The organism is Nonomuraea sp. B10E15 (assembly GCF_039871615.1).
Lineage (GTDB): Bacteria > Actinomycetota > Actinomycetes > Streptosporangiales > Streptosporangiaceae > Nonomuraea.
This window is the reverse complement of sequence record NZ_JBDPMB010000038.1, coordinates 17351-36916: the sequence shown is the minus strand read 5'-3', so window position 1 is coordinate 36916 and position 19566 is coordinate 17351. Positions and strand designations below refer to the sequence as shown.

Sequence of the window (19566 nt, the reverse complement as noted above, 5' to 3'; positions counted from 1 at the left end):
GTGACAGGTCAGAATCCGAAGGACCTGCCGATGATCTCCTTCATGATCTCGGTGGTGCCGCCGTAGATGGTCTGGACCCGGCTGTCCATCCAGGCCTTGGCGACGGGATATTCCGTCATGTATCCGTACCCGCCGTGAAGCTGGAGGCACCGGTCGATGACCTTGGTCTGCACCTCGGTGGTCCACCACTTGGCCTTGGCCGCGTCGACCGCGGTGAGCTGCCCGGCGTTGAGCGCGCGGATGCACCGGTCGACGTAGTGGCGGGCGATCTCCGTCTCGGTGGCCAGCTCCGCGAGGACGAACCTGGTGTTCTGGAACGACCCGATGTTCCGCCCGAACGCCTGCCGGGTCCTGCAGTATTCGATGGTCTGCTCCAGCACGCCCTCCGCCGAGGCCACCGCCGCCACGGCGATCGACAGGCGCTCCTGCGGCAGGTTGTCCATGAGCTGGACGAAGCCCTCGCCGTCGTTCGGCCCGAGGCGGTTGGCGACGGGCACGCGTACGTTGTCGAAGAAGAGCTCGGCCGTGTCCTGGGCCTTCATACCGATCTTGTCCAGGTTGCGTCCGCGCTCGAACCCCTCCATCCCCCGCTCCACGACGACCAGGGTGGTGCCCCGGGCTCCGGCCTCGGGGTCGGTCTTGGCCACCACGACCACCAGGTCGGCGTTGATGCCGTTGGTGATGAACGTCTTCTGGCCGTTGACGACGTAGTGGTCGCCCTCGCGGATGGCCGTGGTCCTGATGCCCTGCAGGTCGCTGCCCGCGCCCGGCTCGCTCATCGCGATGGCGGTGATCAGCTCGCCGCTCACGAAGCCGGGCAGCCACCGCCGCCGCTGCTCGTCGTCGGTCAGATCCACCAGGTACGGCGCCACGACGTCGTTGTGCAGCGAGAAGCCGAGCCCGGTGGCGTTGTTCCGCATGAGCTCCTCGACGATCACCGCGTTGTAGCGGAAGTCCCGGATCCCGGAGCCGCCGTGCTCCTCGGGCACCGAGAAGCCGAACATGCCGAGCTCGCCGGCCTTCTTCCAGACCTCGCGGGGGACCACGCCGTCCTTCTCCCATCGAGCGTGGTGCGGCACGACCTCGCGGGACATGAACGCGCGCACGGTCTCGCGGAAGAGGAGGTGCTCCTCGTCGAAGAGGTCTCGCTGCATCTGTCGCCTCCGGAATAGGGTTCTGTTACTGCGAGGTATACCCCTTTTGTCAGTACGGCGGGAGCCGTGGACACGGGTTCATTACAAGTGGTCGGAGATGGGGGGTTCGGTATGTAGAGCGGGTGTTTTCGACTCTAAGATCTACCGTCGGCGTATTTGTGGCTGATCGGAGTCTCCCGTGAGTCGATGGCGCAAGGCGTTGATCGCCGCATCGGTCGGCGCGGCCGCTTCCACCGCGTTCGTCGTGACTTCCTCCATCCCCGGCCAGGCAGAGACCTCGCTGGTGGCCACCTACCGGTGCGAGGGCGGGATCGCCGGCGCCGGAGTCGACATCGAGGCCACGATCACGCCGCAGATCGAGACCGGCGGGCTGATGAACGTCCGCTGGGGCATCTCGTACAAGGGCAATCCGAGGTTCGGCTCGCCAGGGTTCTTCCCCGCAGGCTCCTCCCTCGACCTCGAAGGCGTCGTGGACATCAGCGGCGCCTGGGTCGGCCAGTTACGGCCGAGGGGCGGCCAGGAGCAGGGCGAGCTGGTGCCGGGCGAGTTCCTCGAACTGCCCGAAGGGCTGTCCGACCAGGGATCCATCGGGCGTTCCGGAACGGTCCGCTTCAAGCCCGGCGCCCTGACCGTCAGGTTCACGCCCGCCGAGGGCGAGGTGATGGTCAACAACAACGCGCCGGACATCACGTACGAGGGTGGCTGGAGGCGGATCACCACCGCGGAGGAGTTCGACGACCACCTCTACGACCTGCACAGGACCAGAACGCAAGAGGCCAAAGCCAAGCTCGACTTCACCGGCACGAAGGTTGCCTACATCGCCAGGCGCGAGCGCGACCTAGGCAAGATCAGGGTGATTCTCGACGGCAACGTCGTCACCGACCCGCTGGTCGAGCCGGGCAAGGACCGCAGCGGGACGCCGATGACGGGCACCGCGTCGAAGGAGGTCCTTTGGGAGTCGCCGCAGCTCGCCTATGGACCGCATACCCTGGAGATCGTCAACACCGAGGCGAAGGTCGCCTACGTTGACGCGTTCAGGGTGACGGTCAGCGACATCACCGAGCCGCCGGACCACGACCAGGCCACATGCAAGCTTCAGGGTGACCCCGGTGCCATCGACGTCACCGTGCCCGGCCCGACGCAGGACCCGACGGACCCTCCCACGGAGGATCCTGACGAGGACCCGACGGACGACCCGGACGACCCGGATGACGACCCCAGTGACGAGCCGACCGACGAGGACAGCACGCCTCCGGAGGGCGACTCCATCGGCGGTGATCACGTGGCCGTGGTTCCCACGGGTTCCAGTTCGAGCTCGTCCACGCCGAAGAGCAGTACCAGCCCGACCGCGACCCGGTACTACCGGGCGCAGGTGCCCAAGACGCCCAAGGGTGGTGTGGACAGCGGCGAGGCGCCGGCGACCGGCGAAGGGCCGCCCCTCGGGCTCATGACCAGCGGAGCCGTGCTGATGGTGGGAAGCGTCGGTGGCGGTGTGCTGCTGCGCAGGCGCAGGGCCGCGCACGCGGGAGGTGCGCGCCGATGACCGAGGGGACGACGCCGATGCAGCGCGCGCTGCCCGGCCTGCTGATCGCCGGCTCCCTCGGCGGGGTGGGCATCGTCATGGTGACGCTGCTCTCGCTGGCGCCACCCGTGGACGACGGGTCGGGGCCGCTCGCGGCGCCGGTGGCCGCGCAGGAGACACCGACGGAGGTCCCGACGAAGACGCCGGTGGGGAACGCGGGCGCGTTCGTGCTGCCGGCCACCGTCGGGCCCGGGGGTAAGGACGTGCCCCTGACGCCGGCCCGCCTGGACGCGCCGCCTCCGCTGGCTGCCGCACCGGTGGTGCCCGCCATCCCGAAGGCCAAGAAGAAGACCACCACCAAGGTACGGCCGACCCGCATCAAGATCCCCAAGATCAAGGTCAACGCCTCGATCCGGTCCGTCACCCTGGACAAGCAGGGCAAACTCGGCACCCCGCCGCTGAGCAAGGCGGGCCTGACCGGTTGGTACCGCCACTCGCCCCTGCCCGGCGAGCTCGGCCCTTCGATCATCAACGGCCACGTGAGCACCCGCCGGGGCCCCGCCGTCTTCGACCGCCTCCGCGAACTGTCCAAGGGCGACCAGATCTACGTGTACCGCTCGGACGGCAAGGTCACCCGCTTCACGGTCAGCGGGATCGAGCAGGCCAGCAAGAACTCGTTCCCGACCAAGCGGGTGTACGGGAACACCACCAACTCCCAGATCCGGCTCATCACGTGTGGCGGGGTCTACAACAAGACGACCCACCACTACACGGACAACATCATCGTGTACGCAACGTTGTCCAAGAAGAAGGGCTGACCGGCCGATTTCCGGGTTTACGGGAAAGTTGACAGGGACAGATCATAAGATCTCAACCTAACCGTGACCAACGGCTGGAATTCTGGCACGACTGTTGATACTGCGCTGAAATGGAGCTGGAAGTGCTGACGTCCAAGGCGCGGCGCCGCCTCGCCCTCAAGACATCCGCTATGGCCGTTCTAGGCGCAGGGATCTTCGGAGCGATACCCGTGATGGCTGCGGTGGCGGCACCGGCTCCCGTGGTTTACACCTGCGGCAACTCGGAAGTCACGTTCACCATGGAGTTGAAGACGCCCACGACGGCCAGGCCCAGTGCGCCGGTGACCGTAACCTGGGACATCCGCCAGCCGACCTCGGGCTACCTGTCGGCAACGGTAGAGGCCACTCCGACCAGCAGTGTTGTGGCGCAGGGAACCATAAGCCCCAGCGGATCGCCGATCCCGTCATCTCAGGTGGTCGCCAGTGCCTCCGCCGCGCCGGCGACGACGATCAGCGCCAACTCTCCCGTGCCCATCCCGACGATGACCATGGTTGTCACGCCCACCGCCTCCGGAACGGTGGCTCTCAAGGGCGGTGGTTTCTCGGTCAAGGTCAACGACGATGCCTACGCGTGCACGCCGAAGAGCGGCGGTCCTTCCGTGAACCTGGTCGTCGGCACCGCCACCGGAACCCCGACCAACAGCCCCACGACCACCCCCACGAAGTCGCCGACCCCGACCCCTTCCAGCCCCAGGCCCACGAGGACCAGCACCCACACGGTGACCGTCACGCCGTCGTCGGAGTCCGAGCCCACCAGGAAGTCCCAGACTCCCAAGGCCGGTGCCGACACGGGCGCGGGTGGGACGATGGGCCCTGACGGCCGGCTGTTCATCCTCACCGGTGGCGCCCTGATCGTCGCCGCAGCCGGGGGTGGGCTTCTCATGCGTCGCCGTAACGCCGCTCGGGGCTGACGGGGATGTCCGGCTACTACCCGTACGGTGGCGGCGCTCCCGTGCCGCCGCCTGAGGACAAAGGGGGCGCGGCGCTCAGGACCGTGCTGATCGTGGCGGCCATCGCCGGTGTGGTGACCGTCGTGGCCGGGCTGCTGATCGTGTTCAGGTCCCCCGACGAGTACGGCCTGGCCAGCAACCGCGACACCCTGGCTCTGGAGGCGCAGCCCAAGCCGTCGGGGCAGCCCGAGCAGGCGATGTTCCAGGGTGGGCCCGACGTGCCGCCGCCGCTGCCGCAGATCAAGGCGGCCCCGCCCATGTTGCCGTCCACCCCGATGCGGCTGGTGATCAAGCGGCTGGGGGTCAACGCGCCGATCAGGTCGGTGGGCCTGGCCAGGAACGGCACCATCCAGGTTCCGCCGTCGAACAACGCCAACCTGGTCGGGTGGTACCGGAACATGTCGACGCCGGGTGAGGCGGGACCGGCGGTCCTGCTGGGACACAAGGACACCAAGACGAGCCCCGCGGTGTTCAACCGGCTGCCGGAGCTCAAGCACGGCGACACCATCGAGGTCAAGCGCCAGGACAAGACCACGGCGGTGTTCACGGTCGGCGGCGTGGAGCAGGCCAGCAAGAAGACGTTCCCGACCCAGCGCGTCTACGGCAGCCAGGAGAACGCCCAACTGCACCTGATCACGTGCGGCGGCACCTATGATCGTCGCACCGGGCACTACACCGACAACGTCATCGTCTACGCGACGATGACGAGCTCCTATCGAAGCTGAGCGCGGAGGCTGGGCATGGGCTGGATGGCGAAGCGACGACTGCGTACAGGCCCCACGGCGGTGCTGCCCGCGAAGCTGGATCCGGCGAAGCTGCTGCGCATCGTGCAGCTGGCCGATCCCGGCGCGCGGAAGGACGGCGACGACATCGTGGCGACCGATGTGCGGGTGTGCGCGCCGGTCGAGGCGGCGGCCGAGCTGACGGGCGGCGTTCTGGAGAAGGCGTGGGCGGTGCGGGTGGCGGCCGAGGGCCCGCTGCCGATCGATTTCTTCGACCGCTACCTCGCCGAGGGGCTGGCCTTCCGGTTGAAGGGGCTGGCGGTGTGCCGGGGCGAGGTGAGCGATCCGGCTGACGCGGCGGAGGGCGGTCCCGCCGTCATCCTCCCGGTACGCCCGACGCCCGAGGAGCTGGCCCCGTTCCTGGAGCCGGAGGACGAGGAGTTCGCGTTCACGGCGGGCGACATCAAGGCCGTGCTCGTGCCGCAGAAGGGCGGCCCGCCCGCTGCGGCGGAGCTGTTGCCGTTCGCGACCGAGCTGACGGCGATCGAGTTGCGCGGCGGGGAGCCGGAGAAGCTGGGCGCGCTCGCCCTTGAGCTGTCCGAGGCGCTGAACGGCCTGGCCGTCGACCGGTGGCGGTTCAGGATCGACGCGGCGGAGGACCTCGTACCGCCGGCGGAATGACCCCAGAACGTCGTTCTGTTGTAGTGTGCACCTAGTAACCGAATATTGCTCGGTTTCCAGGAGGCACTGTGGCAGAGGCGTACATCGTCGGGGCGGTCCGCACCCCGGTCGGCAAGAAGAAGGGCGGCCTGTCCACCGTCCATCCCACTGACCTGGCCGCGCACACCCTGAAGGCGCTGATCGAGCGCACCGGCGTCGATCCCGCGGCGGTCGAGGACGTCATCATGGGGTGCGTCATGCAGTTCGGCCCCCAGAGCATGGACATCGCGCGCAACGCCTGGTTGTCGGCGGGCCTGCCGGAGACCACCGCCGGCGTCACCATCGACCGGCAGTGCGGCTCCTCGCAGCAGTCGATCCACTTCGCCGCCCAGGGTGTCCTGTCGGGCACCCAGGACCTGGTCGTGGCGGCCGGTGTCGAGTCGATGAGCATCGTGCCCATGGGCGCCTCGATCACGGCCGCGCTCGAGAAGGGCATGCCGTTCCCGTTCGGCGAGATGTGGGTCGAGCGCTACGGCAAGCAGGAGATCTCGCAGTTCCGCGGCGCGGAGCTGATGTGCGAGAAGTGGGGCTACACGCGCGAGGTCCTGGAGCAGTACGCGTTCGAGTCGCACCAGCGTGCCGCCAAGGCCATCGCGAACGGCCACTTCAAGGACCAGATCGCCCCCGTGAACGGCGTGGAGGACGACGAGGGCCCGCGGCCCGACACCACCCTGGAGAAGATGGCCGGGCTGAAGACGCTGAAGGAGGGCGGGCAGATCACCGCCGCCACCTCCTCGCAGATCTCCGACGGCTCGGGCGCGGTGCTGATCGCCTCCGAGCAGGCGGTCAGGGAGCACGGCCTGACCCCGCGCGCCCGCATCCACCAGCTCGCGCTCATGGGCGACGACCCGGTCTACATGCTGACCGCGCCGATCCCCGCCACGCAGCGGGCGCTGAAGAAGGCCGGCATGTCCATCGGCGACATCGACGTCGTCGAGATCAACGAGGCGTTCGCACCGGTGCCGCTGGCGTGGGTGCACGAACTCGACGCCGACCCGGCCAGGGTCAACCCCAACGGCGGCGCCATCGCGCTCGGCCACCCGCTGGGCGGCACGGGGGCGATCCTCATGACCAAGCTCCTGCACGAGCTGGAGCGCACGGGCGGCCGCTACGGGCTGCAGACGATGTGCGAGGGCGGCGGCCAGGCCAACGTCACCATCATCGAACGCCTCTGAGCGAAAAGGGCGCGAGCGCCGCCTCCAGGCGTACGGGGGAGGCGGCGCTCGCTCTTCACTACCATCCCTGGTAGTTGTCCTTCGGTCAGCGGCCCTTGGACGGCACGCGCCTCGGCGGCGCGATCGGGCGCTGCGGCATCTTCGGCATCTGCCGCGGCGTGGGCAGCTGCGGCCGGTTCTTCTTCTTGTTGCCTGCGCGAACTCGCATGAGGAAGCTCCTTTACGTAACTCTCGACGCGGCTCGGAGGCCGGTCGGCAAGCTCAGCTGCCGCGTCTGGACGGACTGGCGGTCTTGCTGGCTGAGCACGGGCGCTGAGGCCCGGCGAATCACAGGTAAAGGCGCATGCCGAAGACGCTACGGGTCAGTGAGGAGCCGCGCAACCGATTAATCCGCCCGCCGAACAGCGCGGTGAGTACGTGACGTACTTGACGTACTTGTGGCATGGGGCATCATGAAGACCTGCTCATGGGAGGTGTCGCGCGTGAGCGCTGTTCATTTCGACAGCTACACAGAGGCTCGGGCCCACCTCAAAACGCTCTTGGATGCGGCTGAACGCGGGCGCGTGGCGACGGTGCGCCGTGAAGCGACAACGACTGCGCTCGTGGACGTCGAAAGGCTGCGCCACCATCTCGCCGCGGTCACTCCGTCCGGTGCCCTAGTCCTTCGGGAGGAGGCTGCCGAGAGGGCCCAGGTCGAGATTGAGGTCCGACGGCTCCAGGTCGAACCGCTCGCAGAGCTCCTCCATGGCCTCCTCCAGCCGCATCAGGGTCATGCCGAGCTGTTCGATCTGCTCGTCGGACAGGTCGCCCTGCTCCATCCTCCGTACGGACTGCCGCTCGACGAGCTGGCGCAGCAGCTCGACCAGCGTGAGCACGAGCCGGGACAGGTCGCGCTCCACCGCCTCCGCGTCGGTGTCGATCCGCAGCCGCGGCTTCCTGGCCTGGCGGGCGGGCTCGGCGGGGTCACTCGTCATCGCGGATCGAGGTGATCAGTGCGTGGATGGAGATGCGTACGAGGTCGATGTCGGCGATCGACAGGACGAGGTCGCCGCTCACCACGACGCCGCCGGCGAGCAGCCGGTCGAGCAGGTCGACCAGCGCCACCCGCTGGGCGGGCAGCCGGCCCTCCTCGGCGAGCATGGCGCCACGAGGCTCCGGATACGTCATGGTTCACCCCCTTCGTCCAGCGCGGCGAACGAGTACGGCGCCCACGGGCCGGTCAGCTCCAGCTCCCCGCCCTCGCCGCGCAACTCGTCCACCGTCCGTACGAACTCCGCGTGCCGCTCCTCGTCGACGAGGTAGGCGCCGTTGAGGATCATCCATTCCTTGCGCCCGGAGAGCTGCGGGTCCTGGGCCCGGTGGCGGCGGCCGGCGACCGCGACGGAGGCCAGCCGGTCGTGGACCCGCTCGGCCCGGGCACTCGCCCGCCGCCACGCCTCCTCCCTGTTGCGCAGCCCCGCCTGGCGCTTGCGCAGGTACGCCGCTCCCGGCCCGGACGCGGCGCCACCACCCTCCTGCGCGGCGGCGGGCTCGGCCTGCTCCGAGGGGTCGGCGTACACCTTCACCCCCCACTCGTGGCGGCCGGTGATGCGGTCGAGCGCGTGGCAGAAGTCGTCGTGCCGGTCCTCCAGCAGGCCGGCGACCTGCTCGTCGCCGCTGTAGACGGTGACCAGCCGCACGGGTACGGCGGGCACCGTCACCGCCACCGCCTCGACCACGTGGTGGTGCGCCCTGGCGGTCGCGTCGAGCCAGTCCAGGTCCTCCATGGACCGCTGCAGCGGCTCCTCCCCGAAGTCGGCCAGCGGCACGGTGCTCACGTACGCGACCAGCCCGGAACGGTTGATCGCCCGCACCGGCGTGCCCGCCACCCCCGCCAGGCCTTCGGGGGAGGGGGCGCCGGAGTCGCGCGCGACCACGTACAGGTACGTGCCTGCGTCACCCGTCATCTCTTCTCCTTCCGGCGCCACGCCGCCGCGGCTCGACGTCTTCCTCCTCCTCGACGTGGCCCTCGATGGCGGGCGGGGCGGAGCGGCCATCCTCCAGGGCGGCGAGCCTCCGGCGCAGCCGGCGGTTCTCCTCCTCCAGGCCGCGGTCCTTCCCGGTCAGCCACGGGTCGTGCTCCCACCAGTCGATGCCCATCTCCTTGGCGGTGTCGACCGAGGCGACGACCAGCCGCAGCTTGATCGTCAGCAGTTCGATGTCGAGCAGGTTGACCCGGATGTCGCCCGCGATGATCACGCCTCTGTCGAGCACCCGCTCCAGGATGTCGCCCAGGTTGGCCGGCTCCCGCCCGCTGCCCGTCGAGGACGGGTAGGCGCGGCCCGCCGGGCGGGCCGGCTCCATCATCATCCGCCCTCCCCCTGGCCGCCGCTGGCCCGCCGGTAGCGGCGCAACCTCCGGTACGACTGGAGCTCGCCGTCCGCGTCCAGCTCGGCCTGGTAGAGCGCCAGCACGTCGCCCGAGGACGGGATGCGGCGGTCCTCCACGACTTCGACGCCCACCACCCAGCCGTCTCCCTCCGGCTTGACCAGCGTGATCCCCTCGGACTCCCGGCCGGTAAGCTCGACGATGTGGCGCAGCCCAGCCGCGCCGGCGCTGGACGCCGACAGGCTCCTCGCGCGGGAGCGGGACCGCGGCTCCTCGTCGTGCGCGGCCTCCCCGTCCGGCTCCTCGTCGGCCTGCTGCTCCTCCACGGCCTCCTCGGGCTCGGCGTCCTGCTCGGCAGGGCGTCGTGCGCGGACCCTTCGCTGGGCGGGCACACGATCACCTCCTTCCTTCCCCGGGCGGGCCGGTCAGCCTGGCGAGGATCTCCTCCATGGCCTGGGCGGCCTCGTCCTCCGACATGCGGCCCTCGTTCCTGGCCTCCTCGATCGCTTCCAGCTCCCGCCGCACCACCGCCGGATCGTGCAGCTCCCGGTCGACCTGCTCCTGGATCAGCTCACCCAGCCTGATCACGCCGCGTACGGGCGCGAGCGGCCAGGTGAACAACGAGCTGATCAGCCCCATCAGCCGCCACCGGAGCCCTGCGCCACGATGAAGTCGTACGCGGCCAGCGGCCCGAGCAGGCGCAGCTCGACCCTGCCCGACCAGCGCTCCTCGATCTGGCCCAGCGCCTGTTCCAGCTCGCCCTCGCGCGACGTCTCGACGAGGACCGCGAGGTGCACGGCGTCCAGCTCGTGGCTGGGGTCGCGCAGCGAGGTGAGCGTGGCGACCGGGGTGACCGCGTCGAGCACCTCCTGCGTGTCGGCCTCCCGCTTCGCGTTGATGGCCTGGTCGACGATCTCGCCGATCTGGATGCGCGCGTCCCTGGTCGCCTCCTCGGGCTGGTCCTTGATCTGCGTACGCAGCTCGGCCAGCTGAGGGTGCTCCTCCATGATCTCGGTGAGCACGGCCCGCTCGACGTAGCGGCCCTTGACGACGTACTGGGCCCGGCCCTCCAGCTCGTCGAGCGCCGCGTGGAACTCGTCGTGGTGCGGCGCGAGCAGCTCCTCCACGACCGCCTCCGGGTTCGTCACGACCGCGCCGAAGCGTACGGGCAGCACCGGCACCTCGGCGGCGGTGGCGTCCAGCAGTCCCTCGTGGGCCATGAGATCGTCGGGCGTGCCCAGCGGCCGGTCCAGCCGCAGCTCGCTGACCAGCGCGGCGATGTCGCCATGCCGGACCACCGTCACCTTCGCCGACGGGTCGCCGACGCCACCGCCGGCGTCGTCGGACACCTCGACGTCAGCCGGGACGATGCCGTAGACGTACGTGCCGACGCGGGTCTCAGGCTCCGCCCCGTCTTTCTTGTGCCGTTCGGTCGCCTCGGAGGTCGACATGTCAGTCACCACCCTTCCGCCGCCGGGAGGGCTGCCGTTCCTGATCGTCCGCCGAATCGCCGACCAGGCCGCCCAGCTTGTCGGCGGCGGATTCGAGCACTCCCTGGACCGCGTCCTTGCCCTTGTCGGCGACCATGCCCTGCTTCATGTTCTGCATGAGCTCGGGCAGTCCCTGGCCGCCGGACTCCGACAGGTCCAGCCGGTTCACCGCCTCGGCGTAGCGCAGGTAGGTGTCGACGCTGGCGACGACGATTCGCGCGTCGATGGTCAACAACTCGATGCCGACAAGCGAGACCCTGACGTAGGCGTCGATGACCAGCCCTTTGTCCAGGATGCTGTCGATCACGTCGGCCAGGCCTGTCGCGGTGGGGCGTTGCGCCACACCACCTGAGGCCGGCTGCACAGTCATAGTGCCCTCCTCATGATCCGCGGATGGGGGACGGCTCAGCCGCCGCTGCGGCTCGCCGTCCTGCGGCGTACCGGAGCCCGCCGGGCGCGGGGGCGCGCCTCTTCCTCGGGCTCCTCTTCGGGCTCTTCCTCGGGTTCCTCTTCCTCTTCTTCTTCCTCCTCGTACTCGTCCTCGGCTTCGCCCTTCTCGGGCTCCTCGGGCTCCTCTTCCTCCTCCTCGTACTCGTCCTCGGGCTCGCCCTCCTCCGGCTCCTCCTCTTCCTCCTGCTCGCCGGCGGACTCCTGCTCCTCCTGGACGGCCGTGTCGTGGTCCTTGACCACCTCGCTGTCGCGGATCTCGCCGCGCCAGCCGCCCTCGGCGATCTCGTCCGGGTGCAGCATGACCTGGCTCATGACATGCCGGGCGAAGTGCTTGAGCTCCAGCCGTACGCGGCGGCCCTGGGCCCGCCAGAGGTTGCCGGTGCCCTCGAAGAAGCCCCTGGGGTGGTATTCGAGGGTGACCATGATCCTGGTGAGGTCGGGGGTGAGCTCGTGGAAGCTCACCGCGCCGTCGACGTACCCCTTCGCGCCTTCCGAACGCCAGATGACGCGCTCGTCCGGCACCTGTTCGCGGATCGTGGACTTCCACTCGCGGTGCGACCAGAAGATCTGCGCCTTCCAGGTGAGCTTCTCGTCGGCCTCCTGGTTGACCGCCTCGACCTTCTTCATGAAGCTCGGGAAGTCCTGGAACTGCGTCCACTGGTTGTAGACGATCCGGATCGGGGCGCCGACGTCGATGGTCTCGACGATGTTGGTGACCTTGAGCTTCTGGCCGCCCCCGCCCTTGCCGCCCTTGCCTCCCAGCTTGCCGACCAGGCCTTTGAAGGCGCCCTTGGCCGCGCCGGCCACGGCCGAACCGCCGACGGACTTGTCGGAGCCGGTGACCGCGCCGAGCAGATTGCCGCCGCCGCCCTCCGCGAAGTCGGACAGCCGTCCGGTCACGCCCTCGACCTTGTTCGTCACGGACGACAGCGCGTAGTGGGTCGCGGCCTGGCCGAGCTTGCGCAGCCCGGACTTGATCGGGTTGCCTCCACCGGGCACCTGCTCGCCTGCCTGCTTCGCCGTCTTGCCGGCCGTCTCCGCCGCCCTGCCAGAGCCCTCGCGTACGGCCTTGCCCGCCTTGCCTGCCTGGCCTGCGGCTTTGCGGAGCGGCTGGGCCTTCGTCGCCTCGGTCATCGCGCTCACCCCGCCGATCTCGTCACGGGCGCGGGACGCTTGCGACCCGTGCCCGGCTTACGGGCCCGCGTGCCCTTGGCCAGCGCGCCCTGCTGGGGACGGGCCCTGCGGGCGCGGGGCGGCTCGGGCTCCTCCTCCGGCACGGAGGTCTCCTGCTCGGGTTCGGAAGCCTCGTCCGCGGGTTCGGCGGCCTCTTCGTCGTCCTCGTACTCGTCTTCCTCGTCTTCGGCGTGCTCGTCCCGGGGCTCTTCCTCGGCCTGGTCGCCGCTCTGGAGGGATTCGGTCCGCTCCTGGAGCTTCTCGGTGAGGGAGTTGATCTGCCGGGTGGCGGCGGCCATGACGGCCGCCTTGCCGACGTCCATGAACTGGCCGCGCAGGCGGTTGGTCAGCTCGTCGATCTCCGGCGAGGACCCAAGGATCTTGCCTCCCTGCGCCAGCAGCCCGCCGTCGCCCTTGCGGTATTTGCCGGCGACGCTCGCCGCGGCGAGCATGGCGGCCGTGCGCAGCTTGTGACGCCGGCCGAGGTAGTAGCCCGCGGCGAGAGCCAACGCCACTCTGGCCTTATCACTCATGGCATGCGCTCCTTTGTCCTCTCGGGGTGACCGGTACGTGGCCGGACGGTCCCCCCGTGCCCGAGAGGGGGATAAGGAAACGCATATCCATATAAAACGGGCATTTTCCGGAATTGGGTCGGGTTTACGGTGGAGGCAGCGGCGTCGGAATGGTCTTCTGCACCTGCTGGTACACCACCGACGTGCGAAACCCGACGATCTCCTTGCGCTTGCTCAGCCTGTCCAGCAGGAACGCGTGCAGGTGGTCCAGGTCCTGCACGGCCACGTGCAGCAGGAAGTCATCGCCCCCCGCCAGCACGAACACGCTGAGCACCTCCGGCATGCCGGCCGCCGACGTCTTGAACTCCTCGATCACCGCCCTGCTCAACGGCCGCACCTGCACCGACACCATGGCCTGGACGCCGCGGTTGAGCGCCGCCGGGTCGATGTCGGCGTGGTAGCCGCGGATGACGCCGCGGCGGGTGAGCGCCCTGACCCTCTCCAGGCACGTCGAGGGCGCGACGCCGAGCCGGCGCGCCAGCTCCCTGTTGGACTGCCGCGCGTCAGTCTGCAGCAGCCGTACGATCGCCGAGTCGAGTTCGTCCATGACCCTGATGGTTCCACCGCCGCAACCTCAGCGCCCGCCCTCCGCCCGCCGCCCCGGGGTGACCAGGCCCGACTCGTAGGCGTACACGACGAGCTGGGCGCGGTCGCGGGCGCCGAGTTTCGTCATGGCCCTGCTGACGTGGGTCTTGGCGGTGAGGTGGCTGATCGTCAGGTGTTCGGCGATCTCGTCGTTGGACAGGCCGGCGGCGACCAGCGTCATGATCTCGCGCTCCCGGGCGGTGAGCGCGTCCAGCGCGGGCGGCGCGACCGGTCGCGGCGGCGTGGCGACGAACTGCTCGATCAGCCCGCGCGTCACGGCCGGGGCGAGCAGCGCGTCGCCCCTGGCGGCCACCCTGACGGCCTGGATGAGCTCGGCGGGCTCGATGTCCTTGACCAGGAAGCCGCCGGCTCCCGCGCGCAGAGCCGCGAAGACGTACTCGTCGAGCGCGTAGTTGGTGAGCATCACCACGTGAACGGCCGCGAGCGCGGGGTCGGCGGCGATCCGCCGGGTCGCCGCGATGCCGTCGAGCAGCGGCATCCTGATGTCGATCAGCGCCACGTCGGGCAGCTCCGCACGGGCCAGCTCGACCGCCCGCGCCCCGTCGCCGGCCTCGGCGACCACCGAGATGTCGGGCTCGGCGTCGAGCATCGCCTTGAACCCGCCCCTGATCAGCGGCTGGTCATCGGCGAGCAGCACGCGGATCATGCCGGACCCGCCAGCGGCAGCTCGGTCTCGACCCGGAACCCGCCGCCCGGCAGGGGGCCCGCCGACAGGGAGCCTCCCGCCGCCACCGCGCGTTCCCGCATGCCGATCAGCCCCATCCCGTGCCCCGGCCTCCCGTCCACCGGCTCCCCGTCGTCCGTCACCCGGAGCGTGACCGTACCCCCGCCATATTCGGCGATCACGCGGGTGGCGGGCGTGCCCGCGTGCTTGAGCACGTTGGTGAGGGCCTCCTGCACGATGCGGTACGCGGCCAGGTCGGCCCCCTCGGCCGGCGGCCTGGGCTCGCCCAGCACCTCGTACGTGACCGGCAGCCCGGCCCGCCGCGCCCGTTCGACCAGCGCCGGCAGCCTGGCCAGCCCCGGATCGCCTCCGTCGTCGACCCGGCGCAGCACCCCCAGCGTGGCGCGCAGCTCCCGCATGGCGTCCTGGCTCGACGCCCTGATCGCCGCCAGCGCGTCGCCCGCCGGCGCCGGGTCACCCTGGGCGAGCAGGTGCGCGGCGGCCCCTGCCTGGACGTTGATGACGGAGATGGTGTGCGTGAGCGTGTCGTGCAGCTCCTGCGCGATCCACAACCGTTCCTCGCCGGCCCTGCGCAGCGCCGCCTCCTCCCGGGTCCGCTCCGCCTCGGCCGCGCGGAGCTCGACCTCGCGCAGGTAGGCCCGATGGGTCGCCACCATCTGCCCGATGACGACGACCGCGGCCAGGAACCCGGCGGTCCACCACACGCCGTCGAACACCGCGTAGGCGCCGTGCGGCACCGCGACGGCGAGGTAGAGAGCCGCGTCGAAGGCCACCGCCACGACCACGCCCTCCGGCAGGCGGCCGAGCGCGACCACGGTGTAGACGGCCAGCAGCACGGGCGCGGCGGCGAAGATGCCCGGATAGAGCAGCGCGTAGTAGGCCACGCAGGCCGCCGCCGAGGCCACGGCCACGGTGACCGGACGCGCCCGCCGCCAGGCCAGGGGCAGCGCGGCGGCCAGCAGCAGCGCGCAGCCCAGCACGTCGAGCGCGCGCTGCTCGCCGGTCCTGGCCACGGCCAGGCTGCCCGCGACGAGCCCGGCGGCCACGGCAGCGGCGACGGCCGCGTCCGTCGTCCACCTGGTCATCCCGTCACGCTAGCCGAGCCGCGCGCCGCCGGCGGCCCGGCGTACTTCCCTCGCAGTACGCGAGCGCCGCCGCCGGCGCGAAGCCTTCCCCGGCAGTACGCGCGACGCCTTCGCCGGCAGGACGATTTCCCCGCCGCGCGTCGCCAGCGTTGACGGCATGACGAGAGACGTTCCCACACCCTGGACGCGCCGCCTGCAGATCCTCACCGCCGCGGCGTCGGCCGTCTTCACCGCGGGCACCGCGCTGCAGAACTTCCTGATCATCAATCTGGAGATGATCGAGCACAGCATGCGCCTGGCCGGGCTGAGCCCCGCCGAGGCGGCCGCCGCGGCTCCCGGCCTGCTGGCGTTCCTGCGCGGCGTGGGGGTCGCGTTCATCGCCGGCAACGCGCTGGGCCTGCTGGCGCCGCGCGGCTGGACCTGGGTGTTCTGGGTCGTGCTCGCGGTGAACCTGGGGCAGGCCGCGGGGCCGTTCGGGATGATCCCGCCGGAGGTCTATCAGGCCAGCCTGGACCTGTACGGCCCGGCGGGCATCCTGCCGACGGCGGTCACCGACGGCGGGGCGGCGATTCTGGCGATCGTGCTGCTGATCTCCCTGGCGGTGTTCCGCCGCCCATGGGCGCGTTCGTCGTACGAGAAGGCGCGATAGACGCCGGCAGGCCGGGCAGTACTCCTACCACAGGACGGCCCAACGCCGGGAGGTTCCATGACCGAGCACGCCAAGTACGCGGAGTCCAGAGAGGTCGGCGAGCAGGCGCGCGAGACGGAGTGGACGCGGCCCAGCTTCGCCAAGCAGCTCTTCCTCGGAGACTTCCGGCTGGACCTGGTGCATCCGGTTCCCTCGCTGCCCGGCGACGCGACCCGGCGGGGCGAGGAGTTCGTCCGGGCCATGCGCCGCTTCCTGGACGCGGAGGTCGACCCCGCGCTCATCGAGCGGACCGCGCAGGTGCCCGACGAGGTGGTCAAAGGGCTGGCACAACTCGGCGCGTTCGGGATGACGATCGGCAAGGAGTACGGCGGGCTCGGGCTGCCGTACCTGTACTACTGCCGCACGCTCATGCTCGTCGGCTCGTACTGCCCCGCGCTGGCCACGCTGCTGTCGGCGCACCAGTCGATCGGGGTGCCGCAGCCGCTCAAGCTGTTCGGCACCGAGGAGCAGAAGCGCGAGTTCCTGCCGAGGTGCGCGAGGGGGGAGATCTCGGCGTTCCTGCTGACCGAGCCCGACGTCGGCTCCGACCCGGCCCGCCTGTCGACCACGGCTGTGCGTGACGGCGACGACTACGTGCTCGACGGCGTCAAGCTGTGGACGACGAACGGCGTCGTCGCCGACCTCCTCGTGGTCATGGCGAGGACCGGCAAGAAGATCAGCGCGTTCGTGGTCGAGGCCGACTCGCCGGGCATCACGGTCCGGCGGCGCAACGGGTTCATGGGCCTGCGCGGCATCGAGAACGGTGTCACCGAGTTCTCCCAGGTCAGGGTGCCGGCGAAGAATCTGATCGGCAAGGAGGGGCAGGGCCTCAAGATCGCCCTCACCACGCTGAACACCGGCCGGCTGTCGTTGCCCGCGACGTGCGCGGGCAACACCAAGTGGGCCGTCAAGATCGCCCGCGAGTGGGGCAACGAGCGTGTGCAGTGGGGGCGCGAGGTCGGCAGGCACGAGGCGGTGGCCACGAAGATCGCCTTCATCGCGGCAACCGCGTACGCGCTCGAAGCCGTCTGCGAGCTCACCAGCCGCATGGCCGACGACCAGCGCAACGACATCAGGATCGAGGCGGCGCTGGCCAAGCTGTTCGCCTCCGAGCTGTCGTACCAGGCGCTGGACGAGCTGGTCCAGATGAGGGGCGGGCGCGGCTACGAGACCGCCGAGTCGCTGGCCGCCCGCGGCGAGCGCGGGGTGCCCGCCGAGCAGATGTTGCGCGACTCCCGGATCAACCGCATCTTCGAGGGCTCGTCGGAGATCATGCACCTGATGATCACGCGGGAGGCGGTGGACGCCCACCTGTCGGCCGCCGGCGAGCTGATCAACCCTGACGCCTCCCGCCAGGAGCGTGCACAGGCCCTGCGCCGGGCCGGCCGCTTCTACGCCACGTGGCTGCCGACGCTGGTGGCGGGCACCGGCAACCTGCCCACCGCGTACGCCGGCTTCGGCCCGCTCTCCGCGCACCTGCGCTTCGTGGAGCGGACCAGCAGGAAGCTGGCCCGGTCCACCTTCTACGGCATGTCCCGCTGGCAGGGCGGGCTGGAGCACAAGCAGGTCTTCCTCGGCCGGATCGTGGACATCGGGGCCGAGCTGTACGCCATGACGGCCGCCTGCGTCAAGGCGGAAGAGGACTCCAAGGACCTGGGTCAGCGCCCCTACGAGCTCGCCGACACCTTCTGCCACCAGGCGCGGCACCGCGTCGCCGCGCTGTTCGAGCGGCTCTGGGACAACAGCGACCACCAGGACGTGCGGCTGGCCGGATACGTGCTCGACGGCCGCTACGACTTCCTGGAGGAGGGCGTGCTCGACCCGTCCATCGAGGGGCCGTGGATCGGCGCGCCGGAGGGCGGGGAGAACGTACGGAGAAAAATCCTCTGACATCCGGTCTAGACCGGATGTGAGCTTTCTCGGGTCTGAGTGTTGCCGAACTGATACGAGCCGGTATAGACCGGTTGCTGAACCCAGGCTTACAGTGACGCAAACGCGTGGAGCTGTGGCTCGCGCGCCCCCCAACCCCTGGGCGGGGTCCGTTGGCTGGTACGGACCAGCGTCACCCGTCCGACGAGAAGGCGGTATCTCCAGTGAAGACGAAGCTTGCGGGCGGCGCCGTTCTCGGCCTCGCCACGGTGCTGGTCCTGTCCAGTTGCGGATCCGGCGGCGGTGCCCAGGAGTCGGGCGACGGTCAGGTCACGCTGAAGATGGTCGCCGCCGACTACGGCGACGGCCCCGGTAAGCCGAACTCGGGCGAGACGTTCTGGAAGGGCGTCGTCGACGAGTTCGAGGCCGCCAACCCCACCATCAAGGTCGACGTCCAGGTCATCAACTGGAACGACATCGACAAGCAGGTCGCCACCATGATCCAGAACGGTCAGGTGCCCGACATCCTGCAGACCGGCGACTATTCCGGCTTCGTCAAGGACGGCCTGCTCCACAAGGTGGACGAGGTGCTCTCGCCGAACGTCTCCGGCGACATGCTGCAGAAGTTCGCCGAGTTCGGCAAGGTCGACGGGACGCAGTACGGCATCCCGTTCGTCTCCTCCGCCCGCGCCCTGTTCTACAACAAGGACCTCTTCGACAAGGCCGGCGTCAAGGAGCCGCCGAAGACGTGGGACGAGCTCAAGGCCGCCGCGGGCAAGCTCAAGGAGGCCGGCGTCACGCAGCCGTTCGGCCTGCCGCTCGGCCAGGAGGAGGCCCAGGCCGAGTCGTTCCTGTGGATGCTCGGCAACGGCGGCGGCTACACCGACGCCTCCGGCAAGTGGACGATCGACTCGCCGCAGAACGTCGAGACCTTCACCTACATGAAGGGCCTGGTCGAGGCCGGTCTGACGACTCCCAACCCGGGCACCAAGGACCGCAAGACGGTCTGGGAGGACTTCGGGGCCGGCAAGGTCGGCATGGTCAACGGCGGCCCCATGTCCATCCCGATCTTCGACGCCGCCGGGCTGGAGAACTACGGCGTCGTGCCGATCCCCGGCAAGACCGGCCCGCTCGACACCACCCTCGGCGTCATGGACTGGATCATGGCGTTCAACAAGAACGGCCACGCCGCCGAGATCAAGAAGTTCTTCGACTTCTTCTACACCGGCAACGCCGCCCAGAAGATCTCCGAGACGTACAAGCTGCTGCCCGTCACCAACGGCGGCATCGAGAAGCTGTCGGGCGACGAGAAGCTCAAGCCGTTCCTCGACGCGCTGCCGAACGCCAGCTTCTACCCGTTCCAGGACCCCAAGTGGGCCGTCGTCAACCCGGCGATCAAGCAGACCATCGGCGGTGCCGTCAAGGACGACCCGGCCAAGGTTCTCGGCGAGCTCCAGAAGACGGCCGAAGCGGCCGGCTAA

24 protein-coding genes are annotated in these 19566 nt (G+C 69.9%); 8 read left to right on the top strand and 16 right to left on the bottom strand.

Going from position 1 to position 19566, the window contains the following annotated elements; all coding sequences use genetic code 11:
* Window positions 1-8: 8 nt before the first annotated feature.
* On the bottom strand, window positions 9-1154 hold the full coding sequence (locus tag ABGB14_RS47840) for an acyl-CoA dehydrogenase family protein (protein WP_347650542.1): 1146 nt from the start codon (window positions 1152-1154) through the stop codon (window positions 9-11).
* A 178-nt stretch (window positions 1155-1332) separates the two neighbouring features.
* Here ABGB14_RS47840 and ABGB14_RS47835 point away from each other — a divergent pair, with 178 nt between their 5' ends.
* Window positions 1333-2697 (top strand): hypothetical protein, encoded by a 1365-nt coding sequence (locus ABGB14_RS47835; protein WP_347650541.1) that lies wholly within the window; start codon window positions 1333-1335, stop codon window positions 2695-2697.
* A complete protein-coding gene (locus ABGB14_RS47830) occupies window positions 2694-3494 on the top strand; it encodes a class F sortase (protein ID WP_347650540.1) in 801 nt (266 codons plus the stop codon). The genes ABGB14_RS47835 and ABGB14_RS47830 overlap by 4 nt, the downstream gene beginning before the upstream one ends.
* A gap of 604 nt (window positions 3495-4098) precedes the next feature.
* Here the strand turns inward: ABGB14_RS47830 and ABGB14_RS47825 are convergent.
* Window positions 4099-4371: a hypothetical protein gene (locus ABGB14_RS47825; RefSeq protein WP_347650539.1), complete on the bottom strand. Its 273-nt coding sequence runs from the start codon at window positions 4369-4371 to the stop codon at window positions 4099-4101.
* Window positions 4372-4449: 78 nt separating this feature from the next.
* Between ABGB14_RS47825 and ABGB14_RS47820 the strand changes: the two genes are divergently transcribed.
* The 3 genes from ABGB14_RS47820 to ABGB14_RS47810 all read left to right on the top strand — a co-directional run bounded on the left by ABGB14_RS47820 (window position 4450) and on the right by ABGB14_RS47810 (window position 7100).
* Window positions 4450-5208, top strand: a complete 759-nt coding sequence (locus ABGB14_RS47820) for a class F sortase (protein WP_347650538.1) — start codon at window positions 4450-4452, stop codon at window positions 5206-5208.
* A 24-nt stretch (window positions 5209-5232) separates the two neighbouring features.
* Window positions 5233-5886, top strand: coding sequence for a hypothetical protein (locus tag ABGB14_RS47815; RefSeq protein WP_347650537.1), 654 nt, complete (start codon window positions 5233-5235; stop codon window positions 5884-5886).
* A 68-nt stretch (window positions 5887-5954) separates the two neighbouring features.
* Window positions 5955-7100, top strand: a complete 1146-nt coding sequence (locus tag ABGB14_RS47810) for an acetyl-CoA C-acetyltransferase (protein ID WP_347650536.1) — start codon at window positions 5955-5957, stop codon at window positions 7098-7100.
* 85 nt (window positions 7101-7185) lie between these two features.
* Here ABGB14_RS47810 and ABGB14_RS47805 read toward each other — a convergent pair whose 3' ends face one another.
* From ABGB14_RS47805 to ABGB14_RS47740, 14 genes are all read right to left on the bottom strand, one after another.
* Window positions 7186-7308: a hypothetical protein gene (locus ABGB14_RS47805; protein ID WP_347650535.1), complete on the bottom strand. Its 123-nt coding sequence runs from the start codon at window positions 7306-7308 to the stop codon at window positions 7186-7188.
* A gap of 448 nt (window positions 7309-7756) precedes the next feature.
* Window positions 7757-8074, bottom strand: a complete 318-nt coding sequence (locus tag ABGB14_RS47800) for a gas vesicle protein K (RefSeq protein ID WP_347650534.1) — start codon at window positions 8072-8074, stop codon at window positions 7757-7759.
* A complete protein-coding gene (locus ABGB14_RS47795; RefSeq protein ID WP_347650533.1) occupies window positions 8064-8267 on the bottom strand; it encodes a gas vesicle protein in 204 nt (67 codons plus the stop codon). Before ABGB14_RS47795 ends, ABGB14_RS47800 begins: the two co-directional genes overlap by 11 nt.
* A complete protein-coding gene (locus tag ABGB14_RS47790) occupies window positions 8264-9046 on the bottom strand; it encodes a GvpL/GvpF family gas vesicle protein (RefSeq protein WP_347650532.1) in 783 nt (260 codons plus the stop codon). Before ABGB14_RS47790 ends, ABGB14_RS47795 begins: the two co-directional genes overlap by 4 nt.
* Window positions 9036-9446 (bottom strand): gas vesicle protein GvpJ, encoded by a 411-nt coding sequence (gvpJ, locus tag ABGB14_RS47785; RefSeq protein WP_347650566.1) that lies wholly within the window; start codon window positions 9444-9446, stop codon window positions 9036-9038. The genes ABGB14_RS47790 and gvpJ (ABGB14_RS47785) overlap by 11 nt, the downstream gene beginning before the upstream one ends.
* Window positions 9446-9859 carry a gas vesicle protein GvpO gene (gene gvpO, locus ABGB14_RS47780; RefSeq protein ID WP_347650531.1) on the bottom strand — a complete coding sequence of 138 codons (414 nt, stop codon included), beginning with the start codon at window positions 9857-9859 and terminating at the stop codon, window positions 9446-9448. The genes gvpJ (ABGB14_RS47785) and gvpO overlap by 1 nt, the downstream gene beginning before the upstream one ends.
* Window positions 9860-9863: 4 nt before the next feature.
* Window positions 9864-10106: a gas vesicle protein GvpG gene (locus tag ABGB14_RS47775; RefSeq protein WP_347616821.1), complete on the bottom strand. Its 243-nt coding sequence runs from the start codon at window positions 10104-10106 to the stop codon at window positions 9864-9866.
* Window positions 10106-10918: a GvpL/GvpF family gas vesicle protein gene (locus ABGB14_RS47770; RefSeq protein WP_347650530.1), complete on the bottom strand. Its 813-nt coding sequence runs from the start codon at window positions 10916-10918 to the stop codon at window positions 10106-10108. The genes ABGB14_RS47775 and ABGB14_RS47770 overlap by 1 nt, the downstream gene beginning before the upstream one ends.
* Before the next feature lies 1 nt (window position 10919).
* On the bottom strand, window positions 10920-11327 hold the full coding sequence (gene gvpJ / locus ABGB14_RS47765) for a gas vesicle protein GvpJ (protein WP_347650529.1): 408 nt from the start codon (window positions 11325-11327) through the stop codon (window positions 10920-10922).
* A 35-nt stretch (window positions 11328-11362) separates the two neighbouring features.
* Complete coding sequence (locus tag ABGB14_RS47760; RefSeq protein ID WP_347650528.1) at window positions 11363-12541, bottom strand: SRPBCC family protein; 1179 nt, start codon at window positions 12539-12541, stop codon at window positions 11363-11365.
* A 5-nt stretch (window positions 12542-12546) separates the two neighbouring features.
* The gene (locus tag ABGB14_RS47755; RefSeq protein ID WP_347650527.1) at window positions 12547-13113 is read right to left on the bottom strand and encodes a hypothetical protein; all 567 of its coding nucleotides are present in this window, start codon (window positions 13111-13113) and stop codon (window positions 12547-12549) included.
* A 124-nt stretch (window positions 13114-13237) separates the two neighbouring features.
* Window positions 13238-13699, bottom strand: coding sequence for an Lrp/AsnC family transcriptional regulator (locus ABGB14_RS47750; protein WP_347650526.1), 462 nt, complete (start codon window positions 13697-13699; stop codon window positions 13238-13240).
* Window positions 13700-13726: 27 nt separating this feature from the next.
* Window positions 13727-14404, bottom strand: coding sequence for a response regulator transcription factor (locus tag ABGB14_RS47745; RefSeq protein WP_347650525.1), 678 nt, complete (start codon window positions 14402-14404; stop codon window positions 13727-13729).
* Window positions 14401-15528, bottom strand: a complete 1128-nt coding sequence (locus ABGB14_RS47740) for a sensor histidine kinase (protein WP_347650524.1) — start codon at window positions 15526-15528, stop codon at window positions 14401-14403. Before ABGB14_RS47740 ends, ABGB14_RS47745 begins: the two co-directional genes overlap by 4 nt.
* A gap of 157 nt (window positions 15529-15685) precedes the next feature.
* Here ABGB14_RS47740 and ABGB14_RS47735 point away from each other — a divergent pair, with 157 nt between their 5' ends.
* The 3 genes from ABGB14_RS47735 (at window position 15686) to ABGB14_RS47725 (ending at window position 19566) form a co-directional block, all read left to right on the top strand.
* Window positions 15686-16177, top strand: coding sequence for a hypothetical protein (locus tag ABGB14_RS47735; RefSeq protein WP_347650523.1), 492 nt, complete (start codon window positions 15686-15688; stop codon window positions 16175-16177).
* Window positions 16178-16234: 57 nt separating this feature from the next.
* A complete protein-coding gene (locus tag ABGB14_RS47730; protein ID WP_347650522.1) occupies window positions 16235-18106 on the top strand; it encodes an acyl-CoA dehydrogenase family protein in 1872 nt (623 codons plus the stop codon).
* Between the two features lie 203 nt (window positions 18107-18309).
* Window positions 18310-19566, top strand: a complete 1257-nt coding sequence (locus ABGB14_RS47725; protein ID WP_347650521.1) for an extracellular solute-binding protein — start codon at window positions 18310-18312, stop codon at window positions 19564-19566.